At 36.8% G+C, this 22,035-nt stretch carries 20 protein-coding genes and 1 pseudogene; all 21 read left to right on the top strand.

Features of this window, described 5'->3' with window-relative positions; genetic code table 11:
* The first annotated feature begins 8 nt into the window (after positions 1–8).
* The 21 genes and pseudogenes from CS063_RS13620 (at position 9) to CS063_RS13525 (ending at position 22,035) form a co-directional block, all read left to right on the top strand.
* Positions 9–617 (top strand): DNA-3-methyladenine glycosylase, encoded by a 609-nt coding sequence (locus tag CS063_RS13620; protein WP_099450251.1) that lies wholly within the window; start codon positions 9–11, stop codon positions 615–617.
* 26 nt (positions 618–643) lie between these two features.
* Positions 644–1,315: a vitamin B12 dependent-methionine synthase activation domain-containing protein gene (locus tag CS063_RS13615; RefSeq protein ID WP_099450250.1), complete on the top strand. Its 672-nt coding sequence runs from the start codon at positions 644–646 to the stop codon at positions 1,313–1,315.
* Entirely contained in the window at positions 1,305–3,686 is a 2,382-nt protein-coding gene (locus CS063_RS13610; protein WP_330401020.1) for a homocysteine S-methyltransferase family protein, read from the top strand. Before CS063_RS13615 ends, CS063_RS13610 begins: the two co-directional genes overlap by 11 nt.
* Positions 3,687–3,828: 142 nt before the next feature.
* A complete protein-coding gene (locus CS063_RS13605) occupies positions 3,829–4,677 on the top strand; it encodes a DegV family protein (protein WP_099450249.1) in 849 nt (282 codons plus the stop codon).
* Between the two features lie 28 nt (positions 4,678–4,705).
* Positions 4,706–5,767: a sensor domain-containing diguanylate cyclase gene (locus tag CS063_RS13600; protein ID WP_099450248.1), complete on the top strand. Its 1,062-nt coding sequence runs from the start codon at positions 4,706–4,708 to the stop codon at positions 5,765–5,767.
* A gap of 88 nt (positions 5,768–5,855) precedes the next feature.
* Positions 5,856–7,010, top strand: a complete 1,155-nt coding sequence (gene wecB / locus CS063_RS13595) for a non-hydrolyzing UDP-N-acetylglucosamine 2-epimerase (RefSeq protein WP_099450247.1) — start codon at positions 5,856–5,858, stop codon at positions 7,008–7,010.
* Positions 7,011–7,035: 25 nt separating this feature from the next.
* Entirely contained in the window at positions 7,036–7,263 is a 228-nt protein-coding gene (locus CS063_RS13590) for an AtpZ/AtpI family protein (protein ID WP_099450246.1), read from the top strand.
* A complete protein-coding gene (locus CS063_RS13585; protein ID WP_099450245.1) occupies positions 7,256–7,621 on the top strand; it encodes an ATP synthase subunit I in 366 nt (121 codons plus the stop codon). Before CS063_RS13590 ends, CS063_RS13585 begins: the two co-directional genes overlap by 8 nt.
* 81 nt (positions 7,622–7,702) lie before the next feature.
* Positions 7,703–8,398: a F0F1 ATP synthase subunit A gene (gene atpB, locus CS063_RS13580; RefSeq protein WP_099450244.1), complete on the top strand. Its 696-nt coding sequence runs from the start codon at positions 7,703–7,705 to the stop codon at positions 8,396–8,398.
* Between the two features lie 53 nt (positions 8,399–8,451).
* A pseudogene (atpE, locus tag CS063_RS18160) lies at positions 8,452–8,715 on the top strand (ATP synthase F0 subunit C); the annotation flags it as partial.
* Between the two features lie 33 nt (positions 8,716–8,748).
* A complete protein-coding gene (atpE, locus tag CS063_RS18155; RefSeq protein WP_334293225.1) occupies positions 8,749–8,961 on the top strand; it encodes an ATP synthase F0 subunit C in 213 nt (70 codons plus the stop codon).
* Positions 8,962–8,993: 32 nt separating this feature from the next.
* Complete coding sequence (gene atpE / locus CS063_RS13570) at positions 8,994–9,275, top strand: ATP synthase F0 subunit C (RefSeq protein WP_099450242.1); 282 nt, start codon at positions 8,994–8,996, stop codon at positions 9,273–9,275.
* Positions 9,276–9,322: 47 nt separating this feature from the next.
* Positions 9,323–9,880, top strand: coding sequence for a F0F1 ATP synthase subunit B (gene atpF, locus CS063_RS13565; protein WP_099450241.1), 558 nt, complete (start codon positions 9,323–9,325; stop codon positions 9,878–9,880).
* Positions 9,868–10,413, top strand: coding sequence for an ATP synthase F1 subunit delta (gene atpH, locus CS063_RS13560; RefSeq protein WP_099450240.1), 546 nt, complete (start codon positions 9,868–9,870; stop codon positions 10,411–10,413). The genes atpF and atpH overlap by 13 nt, the downstream gene beginning before the upstream one ends.
* Before the next feature lie 18 nt (positions 10,414–10,431).
* The gene (atpA, locus tag CS063_RS13555; protein ID WP_099450239.1) at positions 10,432–11,946 is read left to right on the top strand and encodes a F0F1 ATP synthase subunit alpha; all 1,515 of its coding nucleotides are present in this window, start codon (positions 10,432–10,434) and stop codon (positions 11,944–11,946) included.
* A gap of 16 nt (positions 11,947–11,962) precedes the next feature.
* Positions 11,963–12,829: an ATP synthase F1 subunit gamma gene (gene atpG / locus CS063_RS13550; protein ID WP_099450238.1), complete on the top strand. Its 867-nt coding sequence runs from the start codon at positions 11,963–11,965 to the stop codon at positions 12,827–12,829.
* A 22-nt stretch (positions 12,830–12,851) separates the two neighbouring features.
* The gene (gene atpD / locus CS063_RS13545) at positions 12,852–14,243 is read left to right on the top strand and encodes a F0F1 ATP synthase subunit beta (RefSeq protein WP_099450237.1); all 1,392 of its coding nucleotides are present in this window, start codon (positions 12,852–12,854) and stop codon (positions 14,241–14,243) included.
* Between the two features lie 13 nt (positions 14,244–14,256).
* Entirely contained in the window at positions 14,257–14,652 is a 396-nt protein-coding gene (gene atpC, locus CS063_RS13540; protein WP_099450236.1) for an ATP synthase F1 subunit epsilon, read from the top strand.
* A gap of 104 nt (positions 14,653–14,756) precedes the next feature.
* Positions 14,757–15,818 (top strand): HD-GYP domain-containing protein, encoded by a 1,062-nt coding sequence (locus tag CS063_RS13535; RefSeq protein WP_099450235.1) that lies wholly within the window; start codon positions 14,757–14,759, stop codon positions 15,816–15,818.
* Between the two features lie 142 nt (positions 15,819–15,960).
* A complete protein-coding gene (gene mutY / locus CS063_RS13530) occupies positions 15,961–17,007 on the top strand; it encodes an A/G-specific adenine glycosylase (RefSeq protein WP_099450234.1) in 1,047 nt (348 codons plus the stop codon).
* Between the two features lie 192 nt (positions 17,008–17,199).
* The gene (locus CS063_RS13525; protein WP_099450233.1) at positions 17,200–22,035 is read left to right on the top strand and encodes a hypothetical protein; all 4,836 of its coding nucleotides are present in this window, start codon (positions 17,200–17,202) and stop codon (positions 22,033–22,035) included.

The raw sequence follows: 22,035 nt of genomic DNA, 5'->3' as shown, positions 1-22,035 counted from the left end.
GATCAAATATGAAACCATTAGAGCAAGCTTTTTATCTGCAAGATGGCCTAGTAGTAGCTAAAGCACTTTTAGGTAAAATACTAGTAAGAGAAATAGACCAAAAGGCTTATCCATTTAAAATAGTAGAGACAGAAGCATATAGAGGGCCAGAGGATAAAGGTGCCCATACGTATGGAGGCATACCTACCCCACGTACGAAACCTATTTTTAAAGCAGGTGGTATTACTTACATTTATCTTATTTATGGGATGTATAATTGCTTAAATTTAGTGGCAGGTGATGAGGGGATACCTCATGCTGTATTAATAAGAGCGATAGAACCTATAGGTGAAGAATCCGAATGCTTTGCAAAAATAAATAGACCTATTCAATCTAAAAAAAGAATAGAACTTACGAATGGACCTGGAAAGCTTTGTAAAGCGCTACAAATTGATAGGAGTTTAAATGAGACAGCTGTTACTCAAAAAGGTGCCATATGGGTAGCAGATGCACCACCTATTACTGAAAGGGTAGCAGATAAACGCATTAATATTCCCTATGCTGAGGAGTATGCAGAAGTAGAGTGGCGCTTTTATATAAAGGATAATCCCTTTGTATCTGTTTTAAAAAAAGATTAAAAAGGATTTATTAAAAAGGATGCTATATGGAAATAACAAGACAAATGATGAGGGAAGCCTTACGTTACATAGGCATTCCTCTTAATCAAGAAAACGAAGAAATAGTGAGCAAAGTTGATGCAACCTATAAGTTTTTAGAAAAGTTAGCGAGTCCCAAGCTTATTAGTAAAGAATTCATGCTTATTAGGCAAGAAAATAAAATAGGCTTTGAGGGGACAACGTTGATGCTAGAAAGTAAAGACTTATATAAGCTTTTTATGCATTGTGAGAAAGTATATATATTAGCAGCTACCTTAGGACAAGAAGTAGATAGACAAATTCGCCTTAAACAGAAGCTAGATATGCTAGACGCGTTGGTACTAGATGCATGTGCTTCAGTTTGGGTGGATAAGTTATGTGATGAATGGGAACAAGATAGGATAGAAAGCTTGGGAGAAGGACAGTTCTTAACTAAGCGTTTTAGCCCTGGTTATGGGGATGTACCTTTAGCATGTCAAGGTGATCTTTTAGCTATTTTGAATGCAGGGAGGCATATTGGGCTATCGCTAACGAAAACCCAGATGCTTCTGCCTACTAAATCCATTACAGCCTTTATAGGCATTTCAAATCAAAAAGAAAAACGAGAAAAAACTTGCAGTACTTGTAGTTTAGTAAGAAGCTGCATATATAGAAGAAGAGGTGAAAAGTGTGGTTTATGATATATTAGGGAAAAAACGTCTCTATTTAGATGGTGGAATGGGAACAGTCCTTCAAAGTAAAGGAGTAAAGCTAGGGGAGCTACCTGAAAGCTATAATTATACAAGACCAGAAGTAATAGAGGAGATTCATAGAGAATACTTAGAGGCAGGAGCTGACTTTATTACAACGAATACCTTTGGGGCAAATCGCTATAAGCTGAATAAGACACCTTATACAGTCGAGGGTATGATAGAAAAGGCAGTAGAGATTGCTAAAGAAGCTAGAAAAGGTTATAAAAATAGATATATTGCCTTAGATATTGGCTCTAGTGGGAAGGTGCTTGAACCAATAGGCGATACAAGCTTTGAAGAAATCTATGATATTTTCAAAGAGCAAGTAGTGGCAGGAGCAAAGGCTGGCTGTGATGTTATCCTCTTTGAGACCTTTACAGATTTGTATGAGCTTAAAGCAGGTGTATTAGCAGCTAAAGAGAATTGTGACTTACCTATTTTTTGTACCATGAGTTTTGAGGAAAATGGCCGAACTTTTTTTGGTACAAGTGTAGAGAGTATGATTCTTACACTAGAGGCCTTAGGTGTCGCAGCCGTAGGTGTAAACTGTTCTTTAGGACCTAAGGAACTAAAGCCCATTGTACAGCAGATTGTAGAAAAAGCATCTATTCCTATCCTTGTTCAACCTAATGCAGGTCTTCCAGTTATAAAGGATGGGCAGGTTCATTATAATGTTTCACCAAAAGAATTTGCAAGGTACATGAAAGAATTTGCAGAAATGGGTGTTTCTTTATTAGGAGGATGCTGCGGAACCGACTATGCATATATTAGAGAAACGATAGAGGCAACTTGCAATGAGCCCTATAGTGAACCTACCTATAAAGAAGTAACAGGGGTTTGCAGTCATGGGAAAGCCGTTTATTTTGATGATGTACGAATCATAGGAGAGCGTCTTAATCCAACAGGTAAAAAGCTTCTTCAACAAGCTCTTCGAAATGACGATATGGATTATATACTTAAAGAAGCTATTGGGCAGGAAAAACAAGGAGCACATCTACTGGATGTAAACATGGGTCTTCCAGATATAGATGAGGTAGCTATGCTTAAAAAGGCTGTTACAGAAATACAGTCTATGGTGAAGCTTCCACTTCAAATAGACTCCTCTAATGTACAGGCATTAGAAGAGGCAACACGTATTTACAATGGGAAACCTATTATAAATTCTGTTAATGGGAAGAAAGAAAGCTTAGAAGCCATTTTGCCTATTGCTAAGAAATATGGAGCCTGCATACTAGGTCTTACTTTAGATGAAAGAGGGATCCCAGAGTCTGCTGAGGAACGTTTAGAGGTAGCAAGAAGGATTGTAACGGCTGCACGAGAAATAGGTATTCCTAAAAAAGATATTTTAATCGACTGTTTAGTTGTAACGGCATCTGCTCAGCAGGATTTAGTATTAGAGACACTTAGAGCTGTAAGGCTTGTAAAGGAAGAATTAGGGGTCAAAACTGTCCTTGGTGTGAGCAATGTATCCTTTGGATTGCCCAATAGGCCTATTATTAATAAAACAATGTTAGCTATGGCTCTCATGCAGGGGTTAGATGCGCCTATCATGAATCCTGGCGATACAGGGATGCTAGAGACTATTAGTGCTTATCGTGTATTAACAGGTAAAGATAAAGATTCAAAAGCCTATATTACTCAAAACACTCAAATGAATGAGCTAGCTATTTTGCCAAACGGAGCGAACCCAGAAGTAGAAAAGCTGGATTTAAAACAAGCTATTATTGTAGGATTAAAGGAGGAAGCTAAAAAAGCTACAACAAGCAAGCTGAAAGAACGAAAGGCTTTAGAAATTGTAGAAGAAGAAATCGTACCTGCACTTAATCAAGTAGGGACTCTTTATGAAGAACAAACGATTTTTTTACCTCAACTTATTAAGTCTGCAGAAGCTGCTAAAAAAGCCTTTGAAGTACTTCAGCAAGCTATGACAAAAGAAGAAAGTAGTATTCATGCCCAAAAACCTAAAGTGGCATTAGCAACTGTTTACGGTGATATCCATGATATTGGGAAAAATATCGTTAAAGTCATTATGGAAAATTATCATTTTGAGGTGTACGACCTTGGAAAGGATGTACCAAGTGAAAAGGTAATTGAAGCGGTGAAAAAGCATGATATAAGAATTGTAGGACTAAGTGCACTGATGACCACAACGGTAGGAAGTATGAAGGAAACCATTGCTGCTTTAAAAGTAGCCTGTCCAGAGGTAAAAGTTATTGTAGGAGGGGCGGTACTTACTCCTGATTTGGCAGAATTTGTTGAAGCAGATTATTATGCAAAAGATGCAATGGAGAGTGTTAGAATTGCTGAAAAATTGTGTTAATAGCTTGAGGATAAAAATTTACAAGGGTAAAATTTAGCGCAATTTCACAAGAAAAGAAGAAATTAATGGCAAAAACGAATAATATATTTGATTTTATGGGTGACTTAGTATAAATTAATAGATAAGAGATTGGAGAGTGACTATGTTTAAACTAGCTCTTGTGACAGATACTGCATCTGACTTAACGATAAAACAGCTTGAAAAATATCAAATTGAGATGTTACATTATCAGATTATCTACAAGGATAAAATCTATAGAGATCAACTGGATATTACTTCTAGAGAAGTTATTAGAAACTTAGAGGTAGAGGTACCTTCCACTTCTTTACCTCCCCTAGAAGAAATTGAGCAAACCTTTGATAGGTTGAAAGAGGCAGGTTATACACATGTATTAGTGGTTACTTTGTCGTCAGGTTTATCAGGGTGTTATAATGCAGTTCGGATGATACAGCAAGATTATGAAGGGCTGCAGATCTATGTATATGACTCAAAAACAATATCCATTGCGGAAGGAATGCTGATATTAAAGGCAGCAGAACTTAGAGAGAAGGGGTATAACTTAGAGCAAATTGTACTGGAACTGGATAAATTTAGAGCAAAGCAACATACTCTATTTATTGTAGATACATTAAAGTACCTTATGGTAGGTGGACGGATTGGACACGTATCAGGTACTATAGGAACCCTTTTAAATTTAAAGCCTATTATCACTATTGGTGAGGATGGGAAATATAAAACCTTTGCAAAGGTAAGAGGAAGAGCAAAGGCTATTAGTACTTTTGTTAAACAATGTATGGAGATTACCAGTCAAGAGGGTCGGTATAACATTTATATGAACCATGGAGATGGTGAAGATATAAAAAATACTATAAAAGAACAACTCTTAACCTTACCTCATGTAGAAACCTTTGAGGATTGGGACTGGATTAGTCCTGTTGCTTGTGTTCATGCTGGACCAGGTTATGTAGGAATGCTCATTCAAGAAATTTAAGTTTTACCCGAAGGGAGAGGGAAAAAACATGAATAATGAGACATTAGATAGTAGACAGGATCGAATAGACTATTTAGAGACAGAATTACAACAACAACGTGGTATGTTATGGGTATTTGGGGAGATTATGAAGGAAGCTGTTAATATTAGCTCCTTTAAACAACTTATGTCTGTGATTACAGATATGCTTATGGGTGTTATGGGGGTAACAACCTGTTACTTATGGGTAAAAAACGAAGAGGGTTATAAACTTTATTTTAGAAGTGTAGAGCTTCAAAATGATTTTAGAGAAAGAAAAGTTACTGAAATCCCTGGTTTTATTAGCCAACTTAAAGAATCTTATACTTTTAAAAAAGAAGAGATTACAGCTCCGTTATTAAGCTGCCTTAATATACCCTTATCTAGACATGCTGTGCCACTTAGAAACTTTAATGATAATAGTATCTTTGGGGCTCTTGTATTAGAGCATGAGGCACCTAATTTTTTTACAGACAATACGATTGTATTTTTTGAAACCCTTACTGTTTTTATTTCAATTAATGCACAAAATTCAAGATTGTTACAAACAGTAGCCAAGGAATCTGAAACAGATCCCTTAACAGGCACTTATAATAGACGTTATATGCAAAAGGTTTTAGATAAAGTAACAAATTCTAAAAGTATTTTATCAGTAGCAGTGATAGATACAGATAACTTTAAGACAATTAATGATGTACTCGGACACCTTCAAGGGGATGAGGTACTTAAAGCTATTGCCCAAATGGCCAAAGGTTGCGTCAAAGAATACGGAGGAGAAGTCATTAGGTATGGGGGAGATGAATTTGTTGTACTTATTCCTATACCTTTTGAGGATGCCGTACATATTTTTGAAGAGTTAAGGCGTTCTGTACATTATATACAAGTGATTTATGGAATAGAATTGCCTGTGACAATTACATTAGGTGCTTGTTCTTATCCTGATATGGCACCTACTCCCCATCAAGCAGTAAAAGCAGCAGATAATGCCCTACTTAGGGGAAAGGCAAAAGGTAAAAATCGTGTAGTTGTAGCAATAGATGAAGATATAGCAAAGAGTAAAATTGGCAAATAAAAACCTAACTGTGACAGAATACATAGTTCTTAAAAACCTACATATTCTATCCATAAGTAGGTGAGATTAAAATCAAGGAGTTATAGAAATGGATAAAATTAAAGTGATGAGTATATTTGGCACAAGACCTGAAGCTGTAAAGATGGCTCCTCTTGTGTTAGAATTACAAAAAAATGTTAACATACAAAGTATGGTATGCGTGACGGCTCAACACCGTGAAATGCTAGATCAAGTACTTGATTTATTTGGCCTACATCCAGATTATGATTTAGATATTATGAAGGAAAGACAAACACTAACAGGTATTACAACAAGGGTACTTGAAGGTCTTGAAAAGGTTTTAGAGGAAGCAAAGCCTGATATTGTACTTGTACATGGAGATACAACGACTTCCTTTGTAGCAGCCTTAGCAGCATTTTATAAACAAATCAAAGTAGGACACGTAGAGGCAGGGCTTCGTACGTATAATCGTTATGAGCCTTTTCCAGAAGAAATGAATAGAAAGCTTACAGGTTCTCTTGCAAATTTACACTTTTCACCCACTCCACTTGCTAAAGAAAACCTTCTTAAGGAGTTTATTTCAGAAAGCAGCATTTATGTAACAGGGAATACCGTTATTGATGCACTGAAAACAACAATAGAAAACGATTATACTTTTAGTGTAGAGGAGCTTAATACTATTCCTTATGAAGAGAAACGTGTAATTACCATGACTGCTCATAGGAGAGAAAATTTAGGTGAGCCACTTGAGAACATATGCCGAGCAGTAAAAGCCATAGCTGAGGAGTATGAGGATGTTGAGGTTGTATATGCTGTTCATAAAAATCCAGCTGTAAGAGATGTGGCATATAAACTATTAGGTAATATAAGGAACATACATCTCGTAGAACCTTTGGATATAAAAGATATGCATAATCTCATGCGTAGATCCTATTTAGTTTTAACGGACTCAGGAGGACTTCAAGAGGAAGTACCTTCTTTAGGTAAGCCTGTTTTAGTACTTCGCAATGTAACAGAGAGACCTGAAGGAATAGAAGCAGGAACTCTTAAGCTTGCCGGGGTAGAGCAAGATAGGATTTATAGCTTAACAAAGGAGCTTTTAGAGGATAAAACACTTTATGCTCAAATGGCACAGGCTAAAAATCCGTTTGGTGATGGAGAAGCATCAAGGCGTATAACAGAAGCTATTTTATATGAATTTGGCAAGCTCTCTAATAGGCCAAAGGATTACCTTTATAAATAGACCTAAAACTACTATGAGGTGAAGAATGAAAAAAAATAATTGGGTAAGATGTCTTTCATTAATTTCTCAAGTAGGTATTTCTATGTTAGTACCTATACTCCTCTGTATATGGTTTGGGGCCTTTTTAGATGGTAAAACTCAAAAGGAACCCTTATTTACAATTATTTTTATATTCTTAGGAGTAGGAGCAGCATTTCGGAATTTGTTTTATATAGTAGGTAAGGAAATTAAGAAAGGAGAAAAGCGTGAATAAGGTGAACCTAAAGGGAAACATCATGTATTTAACAATGCTAGGCTTTACTTTGATTGTTTATGCAATAGGTCTTTTCATCACTTCAGATAGATGGAGCTGGAGTTTAGGAATACTTTTTGGGCTTATATTTTCTCTTCTTAAATATAGGCTTATGGAAAATACCTTTCATAAGGCGGTATTAATGCCAGAAGCTAAAGCAAAATCCTATACTACTCGTCATTATATGCTGAGGTATCTTTTGACAGCAGTAGTGCTTCTTGTCGCAGCAGTAGAGCCCAGTATCAATATGATGGGTGTTTTCTTTGGCCTTGTATCGATGAAAGTAGCTGCTTATATGCAGTTAGCATTTAAAAAGTAGACATTTAAGGTATTTAAGTTAGGCAACTAGAGCTTTTTAGCTCATTGCATATATATTTTTTATGGAAAGGAGCGTGACTAGGTGGAACAAAATTTAGATTTTGGAGCAAAAATCGTCTTTAAATTATTTGAAGTAAATGGGCAAGCTATTTATATTACACAAACCCATATTAATACTTGGATTATTATAGGTTTTTTAACAGTTATAGCCCTTATTTTAAATGCTAAAATAAAGAAATTTAAAGACATACCAGAAAGTAAATTACAAAATGTGGTGGAGCTTATAGCAGACATATTTGGTAATTTTACAGCAAGTACTATGGGTGAAAAAAATAGAGGCTTTTGTTATTTTTACGGACCACTTTTTATATTCATTCTGATGTGTAACTTATCTGGACTTGTAGGGCTTAGACCACCTACAGCTGACCTAGGAACTACACTTGCGTTCGGTCTTACCACTTTCTTCATGATTCATGGTTTGGGTGTAAAGGCAAAAGGACCTGGGTACTTTAAGTTTTTGTTAGAACCAGTACCACTCTTGCTGCCACTGAACTTGATTGGTGAAGTTGCAACGCCTGTTTCACTTAGCTTCCGTTTGTTTGGTAACATACTAGGAGGAACAATCATCATGGGCTTGTACTATGCGATGATGCCATGGCTATTAACGCTAGGGCTCCCAGCAGTATTCCACTTATACTTTGATGTATTTGCAGGAGCACTTCAAACCCTTATTTTTGTAATGCTTAGTATGACCTTTGTATCAAGTGCCATGGAATAATAGGAAGTGAGGTGAACAAAATGTCAGGAATCTTTGATTTACTTTTTGGTTGGATGACTACTGTAGACCCTAGAGCTCTTGTATTAGCTTTTTCAGCAATCGGAGCAGGCTTTGCAATGATTGCAGGTATTGGTCCAGGTATTGGCCAGGGGTATGCAGCAGGTAAGGCTGCGGAAGCAGTGGGTAAAAACCCGAATCACGGAGGGAAAGCAGCTACTCTTGTGATGCTTTTAGGAGCAGCGGTAGCAGAAACATCTGGTATTTTTTCACTGGTTATTGCAATTATCTTGCTTTTTGCCAATCCTCTTGTAAGTAAAACGGGGGTAGGTTTAGTACTGGCATGTTCAGCAATGGGTGCAGGTCTTGCGATGATCGCAGGAATTGGACCAGGGATTGGACAAGGGTACGCAGCAGGTAAAGCAGCAGAAGCAGTTGGAAAAAGACCCAAACTCCAAAGTGTTATTGTAAGAACAATGCTCTTAGGACAAGCTGTTGCACAAACCACAGGTATTTATGCCTTGGTTGTCGCACTGTTATTACTATTTGTAAATTTATTTAAATAATATTATCTAAAGATTTTAAGGAGGATTTCATTATGGAAAATCAAATCGATGGAAAAGCGCTTATATTAGCATGTTCAGCAATTGGAGCAGGTCTTGCGATGATCGCAGGTATTGGACCTGGTATCGGACAAGGTTATGCAGCAGGTAAAGGTGCAGAAGCAGTAGGTCGTCAACCAGAAGCACAATCTGACATAGTACGTACTATGCTTTTAGGTGCGGCGGTAGCAGAAACAACAGGTATCTATGGTCTTGTAGTAGCAATTATTCTTTTATTTGCTAACCCACTTATCACAAAATACATGTCTTTAAGCTAATAGAACCACAAAATGCATCACGGGCATAGAAAGGAGGGAGCTTCCCTTTGAATACATCATTTATAACAGTATTATCAGCAGCTACAGAGCCGGGAAGAATCATTGGGTTTGATGTACAATTACTCTTTGACTTAGCTGAACAATGGTTTGCTACAATGGTTATTGTATTTATTTTATATAAGCTATTATTTAAGCCTGCTACAGATTTCCTAGATAAACGTAAGGTTGGTATTGCAAAGAACATTGATGACGCAAATAAGTCAAAAGTAGAAGCTATCGAGCTTAAAAAGAATTATGAATCAAAACTTGCAAAAATTGAGGATGAAGCTAATCAAATCCTAAAGGATACAAGAGCTAAAGCACTTCTTAGAGAAGAGCAAATCATCAAAGAAGCGAAAGAAGAGGCCGAAAATATAAAACGCAAAGCACTGGATGATATCAAATTGGAGCAAGAACGCATAAAGGATGAACTTAAAAAAGAAATGATAGAGGTTTCTACAATTATGGCAAGTAAGTTTGTAAGTGCTAGTATAGATGAAACCAAACAAAATGAAATGATAGATGACATTATCAAAGAGATGGGGGATGTACAGTGGCTGAGTTAGTTGTAAAAAGATATGCTACTGCCCTATTTGATGTGGCAACGACAGAAAACAAGGTAAAACAATATGAAGAAGAGGTGGCGGATATCCTTAAGGCATTAAGGGATACACCTGACTTTGTAGCTGTTTTACACAATCAAAAAGTAACTTTAGAAGAAAAGGTTGCTTTAGTGGAAAAGGTTTTTAGTAACCAAGTAGATGGACCTATTGTAGGCCTTTTAGTCTTACTTGTTAAAAAGAATAGACAAAGATTTTTAGTACAAGTACTAGAAGCTTTCCTTGAGATGGTAAAAAAGCAAGCTGGCATTATAAAAGCCACTGTTACTTCAGCTGTTCAGCTTACAGAGTCTCAGGTAGACACAATTAAAGTAAAACTAGAAGCAAGTACCAATAGCAAGATTGAACTTGAAACAATAATAGACACGAGTATTATAGCAGGACTAATTATTAGAGTTGGTGATAAAGTTGTAGATGCAAGCATTCGCGGCAAGATGCAGACTTTAAAGAAACAATTATCTGAACTTAGACTTGCATAGAAAGGGGTGCAAAGGTTAATGAATCTGAGACCAGAAGAAATAAGCAGTATTATTAAAGAGCAGATTAAAAACTATAAATCACACCTTGAAGTAGCGAATGTTGGTACAGTTATCAGTGTTGGTGACGGTATTGCTCGTATCCACGGATTAGAGAAAGCTATGGCGGGAGAACTTCTTGAGTTCCCAGGTGAAGTTTATGGTATGGTACTTAACTTAGAAGAAGACAATATTGGTGTTGTTCTTTTAGGTTCAGACCAAAATATTAAAGAAGGTGACACTGTTAAATCGACAGGTCGTGTTGTAGAGGTGCCAGTAGGTGATGCACTTCGCGGCCGTGTTGTGAATGCACTTGGTCAACCTATTGATGGAAAAGGACCTATTAAGTCTGATAAATATAGACAAGTAGAGCGTATTGCTCCAGGAGTTATCGATAGAAAATCTGTAGATACACCACTTCAAACAGGACTTAAAGCGATTGATGCCATGGTGCCTATTGGACGTGGTCAGCGTGAGTTAATCATTGGTGATAGACAAACAGGTAAGACAGCTATTGCTATTGATACAATCATCAACCAAAAAGGTAAGGATGTGCTTTGTATCTATGTGGCAATCGGACAAAAGGCTTCTACAGTTGCTCAACTTGTAAATAGCTTAGAAAAGGCAGATGCAATGAGCTATACAACGATCGTAGCAGCTACTGCCAGTGAAGCGGCACCACTTCAATATCTTGCACCTTATGCAGGGGTTACTATTGGTGAAGAGTGGATGGAAAGTGGTAAGGATGTACTCATTGTATATGATGATTTGTCTAAACATGCGGTTGCTTATCGTACCATGTCATTACTTCTTCATAGACCACCAGGTCGTGAGGCTTACCCAGGAGATGTTTTCTATCTTCACTCTCGTCTTCTTGAAAGAGCGGCTAAGTTAAATGATGAGTTAGGTGGAGGCTCTATTACAGCCCTTCCAATTATTGAAACACAAGCTGGAGATATCTCAGCCTATATCCCAACCAATGTTATCTCTATAACAGATGGACAAATTTTCCTTGAATCAGAGCTTTTCAATGCGGGTGTACGTCCAGCAGTTAATCCAGGACTTTCTGTATCACGTGTAGGGGGTGCAGCTCAAATTAAAGCCATGAAGCAAGTAGCAGGTCCTATTCGTACAGAGCTTGCACAGTACCGTTCGCTTGCAGCTTTTGCACAGTTCGGTTCTGACCTCGATACAGCTACTAAAAACGCACTTGCACAGGGTGAACGTATTACAGAAGTGCTTAAGCAAACTCAATATACACCACTTCATGTAGCACATCAAGTTATTATTCTTTTTGCAGCAACTAGAAAGTTCCTTATGGATCTTCCTCTTAGTGCGGTTAAAAAGTTTGAATCAGAGCTTATTGAATTTGTAAATACAAAATATGTAGATATTCTTGATGAGATTGTCAAACCAGCTGGTCTTACAAAAGAGTTAGATGAAAAATTAAAAGCAATCATTACAGAATTCAAACAAGGTTTCAAAGCAAACGAATAGAAAAGGGGTGAGGTAGATGGCGTCTTTACAAGATATTAAAGGGCGAATCAGGAGCATTGATAGCACGAAAAAAATTACAAGTGCCATGAATCTTGTTGCTACCTCTAAACTCAATAAAAGTAAAGAGGCAGCGCTTAAAACAAGACCCTTTTTCAATAAGATATTAACAACTATGCAATCTATAGCCCAAAATGCTAAGGGAACAGGTTCGCCTTTTCTAAGAGCAAATGGCTCAGATGTAAAGGCTTATATTACACTTACAGGAGATAAAGGTCTCTGTGGAGGCTACAATGCAAATATTTGTAAGCTCACAATGAATGCTATCGAAAGTAAGGCAAAAACCCATTTAGTTGTTGTAGGTAAAAAAGGTGTAGACCAATTTAAATCAAGAGGCTTTGAAGTGAATAAAGCGTTATTAGATATTTCAGAAAGTCCAGCATATAGTGATGCAAAAGAAATAGCTAATTACGTAATAGATAAGTTCAAAAAGGGTGAAATCGGAGAAGTTTATTTAGCTTATACAAGCTTTAAATCTTCTATTCAGCAAGAGCCTCAAATGGTAAAGATTTTACCACTTGACATGAAAAATATAGAAGAGCAGATTAGTGAATCGGAACAACCAAGCGATCTTTTAGTGTATGAACCATCACCAGAAGCCGTACTAGGATATATTATCCCAAGATATGTTGCTGATGTTATTTATGGTGGATTAGTAGAGGCAAGTGCGAGTGAAAATGGTGCGAGAATGACAGCCATGGATTCTGCTACAGAAAATGCAACAGAAATCATGGATAAATTAAGTATCCAATACAACCGCGCAAGACAAGCAGCTATTACACAAGAATTAACAGAAATCGTAGCTGGTGCCGAAGCACTCAAATAACAGGTAAAGGAGTGAAAGATAAATGGCACAAAATGTAGGACATATCGTCCAAATAATCGGAGCCGTTCTAGACGTTAAATTTAGTGCAGATAAGCTACCTGCCATATATAATGCGATTGAAATTAAAAAGCAAGACGGGTCCATTTTGACCGTAGAAGTAGCACAACATCTTGGTGATGACGTAGTACGTTGTATTGCTATGTCAGCGACAGAAGGATTAGTACGTGGTATGGAAGCGGTAGATACGGGTGCACCTATTTCAGTTCCAGTAGGTGAACAAACCCTCGGTCGTATCTTTAATGTAACAGGACATGCAGTGGATGGGAAACCAGATCCACAAGTAGAAAAGTGGCCAATCCATAGAGCAGCTCCATCTTTCGAAGAACAATCTACATCAGCTGAAATTTTAGAGACAGGTATCAAAGTAGTAGACCTTATTTGTCCTTATCTTAAAGGTGGTAAAATTGGTCTATTCGGTGGTGCAGGGGTAGGTAAAACAGTACTTATCCAAGAGCTTATCCGTAACATTGCAACAGAGCACGGTGGTTTCTCTGTATTCGCAGGGGTAGGTGAACGTACACGTGAAGGAAATGACCTTTTCCACGAAATGACAGATTCAGGTGTTATCTCTAAAACAACCATGGTGTTTGGTCAGATGAATGAGCCACCTGGTGCACGTATGCGTGTTGCATTAACAGGTCTTACAATGGCTGAATATTTCCGTGACCAGTCAGGTCAAGACGTTCTTTTATTCGTAGATAATATTTTCCGTTTTACACAAGCAGGTTCAGAGGTATCTGCGCTTCTTGGACGTACACCAAGTGCGGTAGGTTATCAACCAACTCTTGCTACAGAAATGGGTACTCTTCAAGAACGTATCACATCAACTAAAAAAGGTTCTATTACCTCTGTTCAAGCGGTATATGTTCCTGCCGATGACTTAACTGACCCAGCTCCAGCAACAACTTTTGCTCACCTTGATGCAAAAACAGTACTTTCTCGTGCAATTGTAGAACAAGGTATTTACCCAGCAGTAGATCCACTTGAGTCTTCCTCACGTGTGCTTGACCCACAAATTGTTGGTGAAGAACATTATGAAGTATCTCGCAAGGTTCAAGCTATTTTACAACGTTACAAAGAGCTTCAAGATATCATTGCTATCTTAGGTATGGATGAGCTGAGTGAAGCAGATAAAGTGACTGTTAACCGTGCACGTAAAGTTCAGAAATTCCTTTCTCAACCTTTCCACGTTGCAGAAGTCTTTACAGGAAACCCAGGACAATATGTACCTATTAAAGAAACCGTGCGTAGCTTTAAAGAAATTCTTGAAGGTAAACATGATGAGTTACCAGAAAATGCTTTCTACATGGTAGGAACGATTGAAGATGCAATAGAAAAAGCAAAAACACTATAGGTGGTGATTAAAGATGACAAAAATAAGGCTTCAAATTTTAACGCCACTTAAGAAAATATTGGACGAAGAAGTAGAGTCCGTTATCCTGCGCACAACAGAAGGAGATATGGGGATACTTTACGACCACGAACCAGTTGTAACCTTACTTGACTATAACACCATTCAGTACACACAAGAGGGTGTTAAGAAGGTAGCAACAACCATGGGGGGCTTTGCAGAAATAACATCTGACCGCGTAGTGGTGCTTACAGATGCTTCCGAGTTTCCAGAAGAAATTGACGAAGAAAGAGCAAGGCAGGCAAAAGAACGTGCACAAAAACGTTTAGCCGATAAAAGTATGGATAGAATCCGTGCAGAAGTGGCCCTCAAAAAAGCAATTACACGAATGAATTTAAAAGGTAGTATATAAAATGAAAAGGACTGCTCAAGTTTTTATAGGCGAGTAGTCCTTTTTGTTGTATCATAGAGTTATTACAAAAAATTAACTCTATAGAATAAAGGTGGGAATAAAGGATGCGCCTAGTTGAAATTGACAAATTATTGGGCAATGAGATTATTGCAAAGGACATAGTATGTAAAAGTGGAGTGGTTTTATTAAAAAGTCAAAGTCAGTATAGACTTTCTTATAAAGAAAAGCTGCAGGAATATAACATTTCTTACGTCTATGTAGATGATGCATTATCACAAGGGATAGAACCAGTTAGTATAGTAGATGAAAACAAAAGAAAAATTTTAACAAATGATCTTATAGAGTCTATTAATGTAAGTAAAACGAGTCTTAACATCAATATGCAAAGTATAAAGGAAATAGTAAACTCTCTTTTAGAAGAAATAGCTGGAAAAAACATGATTTATGACATCATGAATATTAAAAGAAATGATGAAGACATCTATGAACATTCTTTAGGAGTGGCAATCACCTCACTTATCTTAGCAGTAAAAATGGGACTTAAGATGGAGCTTATAAAGGATATTGTAATGGGATGTTTACTTCATGATATAGGTAAATTATTTGTTCCAAAGGAAATTTTAAATAAAAAAGAAACACTAATGCCTCATGAATATGAGATACTTAAAGAGCATCCACAAATAGGATATCAGGTTATTAAAGAGGATCCTCATTTAAGTGCTGTTGCAAAGGTTATTATACTTTGTCACCATGAACGGGAAGATGGTAGTGGTTATCCTTTGAAAAAAGGAGAGGATTTACATATTGGAGCTAAAATAGTAGCTTGCTGTGATGTATTTAATGCGATTGTTTCAGACAGGCCTTATAGGCCAGGAGTACCTCTTAATGAAGCAGTATTATTACTTAGAAAAGAGCGTTTAAACCAAGAAGTGAGAGAAACTTTAGAGAGTATTATTAACTTTTATCCAGTAGGATCAGCAGTATTACTTAGCAATAGGTTGATAGGGCTAGTTGAAAAAAACTATATGGGAGATCTTCAAAGACCTACTCTTCGGATTGTTATAGATGGAGACAATTATATTACAACTCCTTATCGCTTTGAACTTTCTAAACACCCAGAAGTAAGGATTATGCAAAAATTAGGAAATTTACCACCCAGGAAATAAAATTTTTGTTATTCAAGGGTTTTTAATGAAGATTTCCTAGGAAATTTTAGTGAAAAACTTTTAAAGGTATAATTATTGAAGTTTACTTTAAAAATAATGTAGAATGAGATAATGACAGTAAAGGATATAAGGTAGAGAAAGCATGCACATAAAAATGGATAAAAAAAGCTATGCCCATAAGCTTCTTAGGTGGTTTGATACAAACAAAAGACAAATGCCTTGGAGAGAAACAAGAGACCCTTATGCCATATGGGTTTCTGAAGTGATGCTTCAACAAACACAGGTAAATACAGTGATTCCTTATTATATACGGTTTATGGAACGTTTTCCTAATCCAAAGGCTCTTGCAGAGGCTTCTTTAGAGGAAGTACATCACTATTGGCAAGGACTAGGCTATTATAGAAGAGCTGAAAACTTACAAAAAGGGGCTCAGCTTGTGAGTGAAAAATGGGGAGGACAGATGCCTAAAGAACCCAAAGAGATAAGAGAAATACCAGGGATAGGCCCCTATACATTAGGCGCTATTTGTAGTATTGCTTATGGTATCCCCCTCCCTGCAGTAGATGGGAATGTAATGCGTATTTTAGCGCGTCAATTTTGTATATCCGATGATATAGGAGTAGCTAAAAATCGTAAAATTTTTGAAGATAAAGTGATGGAGTTAATGCCTGAAGACCCTAATCGATTTAATCAAGCCCTGATGGAATTAGGAGCTGTGATTTGTACACCTCAAAATCCAGAATGCACAATTTGTCCTGTAGCAAGCTTATGTGAAGCACATAGGCGAGGTGAAGAGACACTTTATCCTATAAAACGTAAAAAAATAAAGGTAATTGAGGAGGCTTATACATTGGTCCTCTTAAAAAAAGAAAATAAATATGGTTTAGAAAAACGCCCGGAAGAAGGATTGTTAGCTCAGTTGTGGGGTATACCTATGATAGAAGCTTCTAAAGGGAAAAATTATAAACAAAAAACAAATGAGTTTATTCAGCCTTTAGAGCCAAAGCTGCATGTTTTTAGCCATAGAAAATGGCAAATGGAGCCCATTGTTATTACTTGGAGCCATGAACGAGAAGAAGAGCTGAAAAGATGTAAAACAAATACCTCTCCTATAGATTATTTTACTATTGAAGCGTTTAAAAAGCTTCCTATAGGAACAGCTTTTAAAAAGATATTAGACCAGCTCTAATTAAGAAGGTAAAAAACAAGTGCTAAATGTTTCAATCACTAAAAGGTGATGACATAAGCACTTATTTTTTTGCCTTTTTTGTTATGAAAAGCAGTAGGTATGCCGATAAATAATTAGGAGTGTTTGGTAAAAAATAAAAATTTTATATAGATGCATGAGTAGAAACTTAAGAGAATGAGGGGGCAAAGAAAAATGGAGAAAAAAATAGCTAAGTTCTTAGCTTTTGTAATGTTTTTAGGTGTTTTTCAAGGTATGAATTTCATCCAAGCTGCAGAAAATACAGGATTAGGCTTTGCAGTAACTAAGAAAATGCTTAAAGAAGCTGCATCAGGATTAGTTCTAGCTGATAGAGATATAGCAGCCGATGAAACCGCTTTGGTACAATGGGAGCTTAATGCAGCAGGAGAATATGAGCTTTATTATTACATAGAAGCAGTAGTAGGAACAACAACTGTAACTCGTAAGATTAAGGTAGAAGTAAATAATGCAGATGGAACCAACCTTGCAACTCAAATTTCAGTATTAGATGGGGATGTGCCTGAACAGATAACGTATACGGAGCGTGCCTTTGACAATGCAACATCTTCATGGAAAGAAGGTACATCTAAAACATCAACAGTTATCGAGCCTAATTTAAAGCTAGGCACAAAGGTAGATAGAACATGGCAAGAGTATAACGTAGCTGTTAACAATGTAAGCATCAATACAGAAAGTCAAGGACGAGACAACCTAAGATTTCGTATTAAGATTGTTGGAAATACTCTAATGCTTTATACAAATGGTGTCCTAAAAGGTAATATTACACCTTTTACTTTAAAGGTAGGTGGTGCAGAAATTGGCAAGAAAGAACTATTTAATGGACCTAAAGGTTATAAGATTGAACCTACTCATTTGTATGTAACAACAGGTGGGGATTTAGCATCACAGACGATTATCCAAGATATTACAGCAGTTAAACCTGGTTCTAAGCCAGGAGTGAAAGTAAGCTTTGAAACTTTGAAAGAAGTGAAGGCTACAGGAATATTTGATTACATTGATCCAACCAATGCACAAAACATTACCTTAAATATGGCAACGAAATATAGTGCAACGGATAATGCAAATTCCATGCGTATTGATTTTAAGCCTCAAGATGGAGGTTCAGTCAAAATAGATGATGGGGCAACGCTTACCAATACAGTGGAGGTAAAAAATCATGTTGTTGCATTATATTTATCAAAAGATGAAGTAACCGGTTCTAACATAAAAGTCATCCAGTGGGATGCACTTAAAACAAGTACAGTTGTAGATGGCTCTTGGCAATATGGAAATCAGTCAGATAAATACTGGCCAGCCTATAAAGGGTATACTTATCTCGGCTATTCCTTAAATAAAACCAGTAGTAATCAGGTACAGCTTAGTATTACTCCTTACCATATTATGTCACGTGCTACTTATAATATTTATGTTTTAAATAATCATGATACAGAAGCAGCTGTACCACACATGATTTATGAATATGACCCTAATAAAAGTCAGTCTCAAAATATAACAGCTGTTGTACCGAGTTCTACTGCCAATTGGTTTAAGATAGAAGTAGAGATAGATGGGAATAAGTATCTCTCTCAGATTGTTTACTATAATCCATCACATTTTCCTACTACACCACCTGTTACAGAGATAATAAATATGGATAATGTATATGCAGTACCAAGTGAGAGTAATGTTCAAGGCGCACAACCACAAGCTATAGGGTTTGAAAAGTTAATATGGAAGGCACCTAGTGATTTAACAGAACTTTTAAAAGAAGGTGATCTTTACTATGAACTTTTACTTCGTAAAGATAAAGAGGATTTAGATCCTATTACCAATACCAATCATGTAACAGATGACAAATATGCTACTTATTCTAAAATTTTCAAGGTATCACTAAATGCAGACAATAAACCCATTGTTACGGTTGCTGAAGGAACAGCAGGAGATACCTATAATAATACACCTGAGCTTCGCTATGATCCAGTGAATAAAACTTTTACGATGGAAGATGTCGTGTTAATGAATTATGGGAAAGATGGTAAATGGGAGCAGATAAAATTAACAGAGAACCACTTAGCAGCAACCTCTGGAGATTATGTAAGCTCCATTACAGGTAAAAAGCAAGATACACTGAGCAATCGCCTTGTACCAGGTACTTACTATCTTTCTTTTAGAACTGTTTTAGTATCGCCTATAGCAACCAAGCCTATTGTTTATAGTGATGAGTCCAATTTGATTTCTCTTTCACTTGATAATACAAAAGAAATTATTCCCATCCCTACACATATTACAGGGGTAGATACCACAACGGATATTCAAAAAGTCTTATCGTATAAAATAAACGTAGGAAATGTAGATGTTAAAAGTTATGTTAAAAGGATGCTAGAACCTGCCTTTTATTATTTACATGATGGCTCAGTTGATAAGGTAGGAAGATTTAGAGGGGAATATGAGGTTTATCTTTATCAAAAAGCAGATAAACTTAATCAGACTATCAGTAAGGTAGAAAGTGGTGCTTTAACAGCTTCCCCTATTTCAGTAGATAATAAGCTTGATTTAACTTCAAGCTGGAATGGAAGTACTTATATAGACACAATAAGGGAGGGAGGCGTTGCTGTCTTTACTGTAAAAGTGCCTTCCTTTACAGGAGTGGGCATAGATAGCTTTGAATTAAAAGGGTTAGACCCTAACCAAGTTTACTATATTCAAATGCGTACAAAGCTCGATCCTTGGAGAGGAACTCCAAATGATAAGGTGGGGGCACGATACTCTCTCTTATCTAAAAACTTTACTTTTACAACAACCACAACACCTATTCCACCCACTTCAGAAGATAAGGTACCTCCAACTCCTGAAAAGATTTGGATAGAAGAGCAGCCCAACAATAATTCTGTTATTTTAGGGTGGGCACCAGCTGTTTTTGAAGAGGATAATACGATTCAAAAAACTTACTATGAGTTTGTAAGGACAGATAAGCAGCTTACGTCTGAGGAGCAAAAGAAAACAGTGGAAGCATTAGTTGCAGCAGACAATGTGCGAGTTGGTTTTAGATCAAATTCACCTCATGAATCCCAACCTTATATGAGTACTTATACAAGTAAAAATAGTACTTGGACTAAGTTAGAACCGGAACAATCTGCAGCTGCCTTTCGATTAACAGATACTACTTTAAAACCTAATGTGATCTATTACTATTATGTAAGAACGGTGTGCATGATAAAGGGGCAACCCATCCAATCAAGTTGGATTATGGTGCCTGTTACAACAGCACCCGTTTCACCCCCTATTCATCTAAAGGTGGAGTTTGAAAAAAACTACGCACATAATCCTAAAGAAGAGATTGTAGTAAGCTTTGAAGCACCCATACCAGAAGGAGCCAATGTGCCAGGAGAGTATGCCTTTGATTTTGCCATTCAAGGTGAAGAAGATGCAGCTTATGAGGTAAATAAGTATAGTATGGTACCACTTACCTCTTTAAAAAATAGTAGTGATGTGACTGTGGGCTATAAGCATTATGTGTACAAGATTACAGGACTTAAGCCTAATAGGCGGTATAATATTAAAGTACGTATAGTGGATAAGACTCAAAAGATAGAGGGGACAGAAGGGTATCCAACTTCATTATATTGCAGTCCTGTTAGTACACGTACAGAATACGATGAAGATGAACAAGAGAAGGATGACCAATTTGAGGAAATCCTCGACCAATTTGAAAATGAAGTAGAGAAGCTGAGAAGGAAGCCTTACTGGGAAGTAGAGAAAGGCTATACGTATAAATATAGAAAAAGCTATATGGAGGCAGAGCTGAGTAGTAAAAGAGAATACGAGCTTGTAACAGGAGAAGGTTCTTTATCTGCTGTGTATTACATGCCTGCTTCATTAATAGTAGATAATCATTTAAATACAATTCTTACTATTACATTAGGTAAATATAAAGCAAGTATTAGGCCTTACACACTTGTAAGTCAAAATGAAGCAGTAAAAGAGGCCATTGCTCAAATCGACAGTAATAAAATAGAAGATTATTATGTGATGATTGAATTTGCAGCGGATACTACTATAAACACATTGCAAGGTGAAACGCCTCTTACACCAGAGTTATTTATTGATATGGAGCTTGTGTATAGTAAGGAAAAAGATGCCTATATAGAAATAGAAATAATGGATGACTTAAATGAGCTAATTGAAGAACAGAAAAAGGCTTTGGTTCAAGATTTAGAAAAAGAACTCTACGATAATAAAACCATTGATTTAGATGCTCTACAAGACTTATTAGATGAAAAGGTTAAAAAGGTTGAAAAAGAACATGCTAAGCGTGTTAAAAAAGTGATGGAACGCTATACAACCTCTCAGAAGAGTATCCATGAAATTGATAAGGCAATACTTCTTGCAAGTGAACTAGAAGCCTTCGCAGTAAATGGCTATCATTATACAGGTAGCTGGCAAAGTATAGAAACATATAATACAGGAAGTGTGTTTTATATAGAAGCAAGCGAACTAGGCATTTATATTTTAACAGGTCAAAGATCCCTTATAGATACTATGCCAAGCCTAGCCCCTTATCAAAGTTTTATTAGCCAATATACCTTGACAGACCTCTTTACTTTAAATGGCTACATGATCAAAACAGCTGCTACTAAGGAACAGGTCTACGGTATAGCAGCAAAAATGTTGGGGGCGAAACGAGGGGCAGATTATGCGGTATACCTTAAGAATAAGGGGATTAAAGGTGTAAATAACATAGGAAATCGCCAGAGTGTGAGACAGGATGAGGCCATATACATTGCAATGCAAGTGTATGAGCAGCTTTACAATAGGCCTATTCATGCAATAGCTATTAAAAATAGGCAGAGTATAAAAAATATAGGTGCTTTCCAGACCATCTATCGTAATTATGTTTATGCAGCGGTGGAACTAAGGATAGTAGATAATCCGAATTCACAGGTACTACCTAGCAAGCAGCTCATGGTAGAAGAAGTGATTCGTATGTTCTACAAGGTACAAGTAAGATAG

Source organism: Sporanaerobium hydrogeniformans (assembly GCF_002735925.1).
Lineage (GTDB): Bacteria > Bacillota > Clostridia > Lachnospirales > Cellulosilyticaceae > Sporanaerobium > Sporanaerobium hydrogeniformans.
The sequence above is the reverse complement of the archived record's forward strand: the minus strand, read 5'-3'. Positions and strand labels throughout refer to the sequence as shown.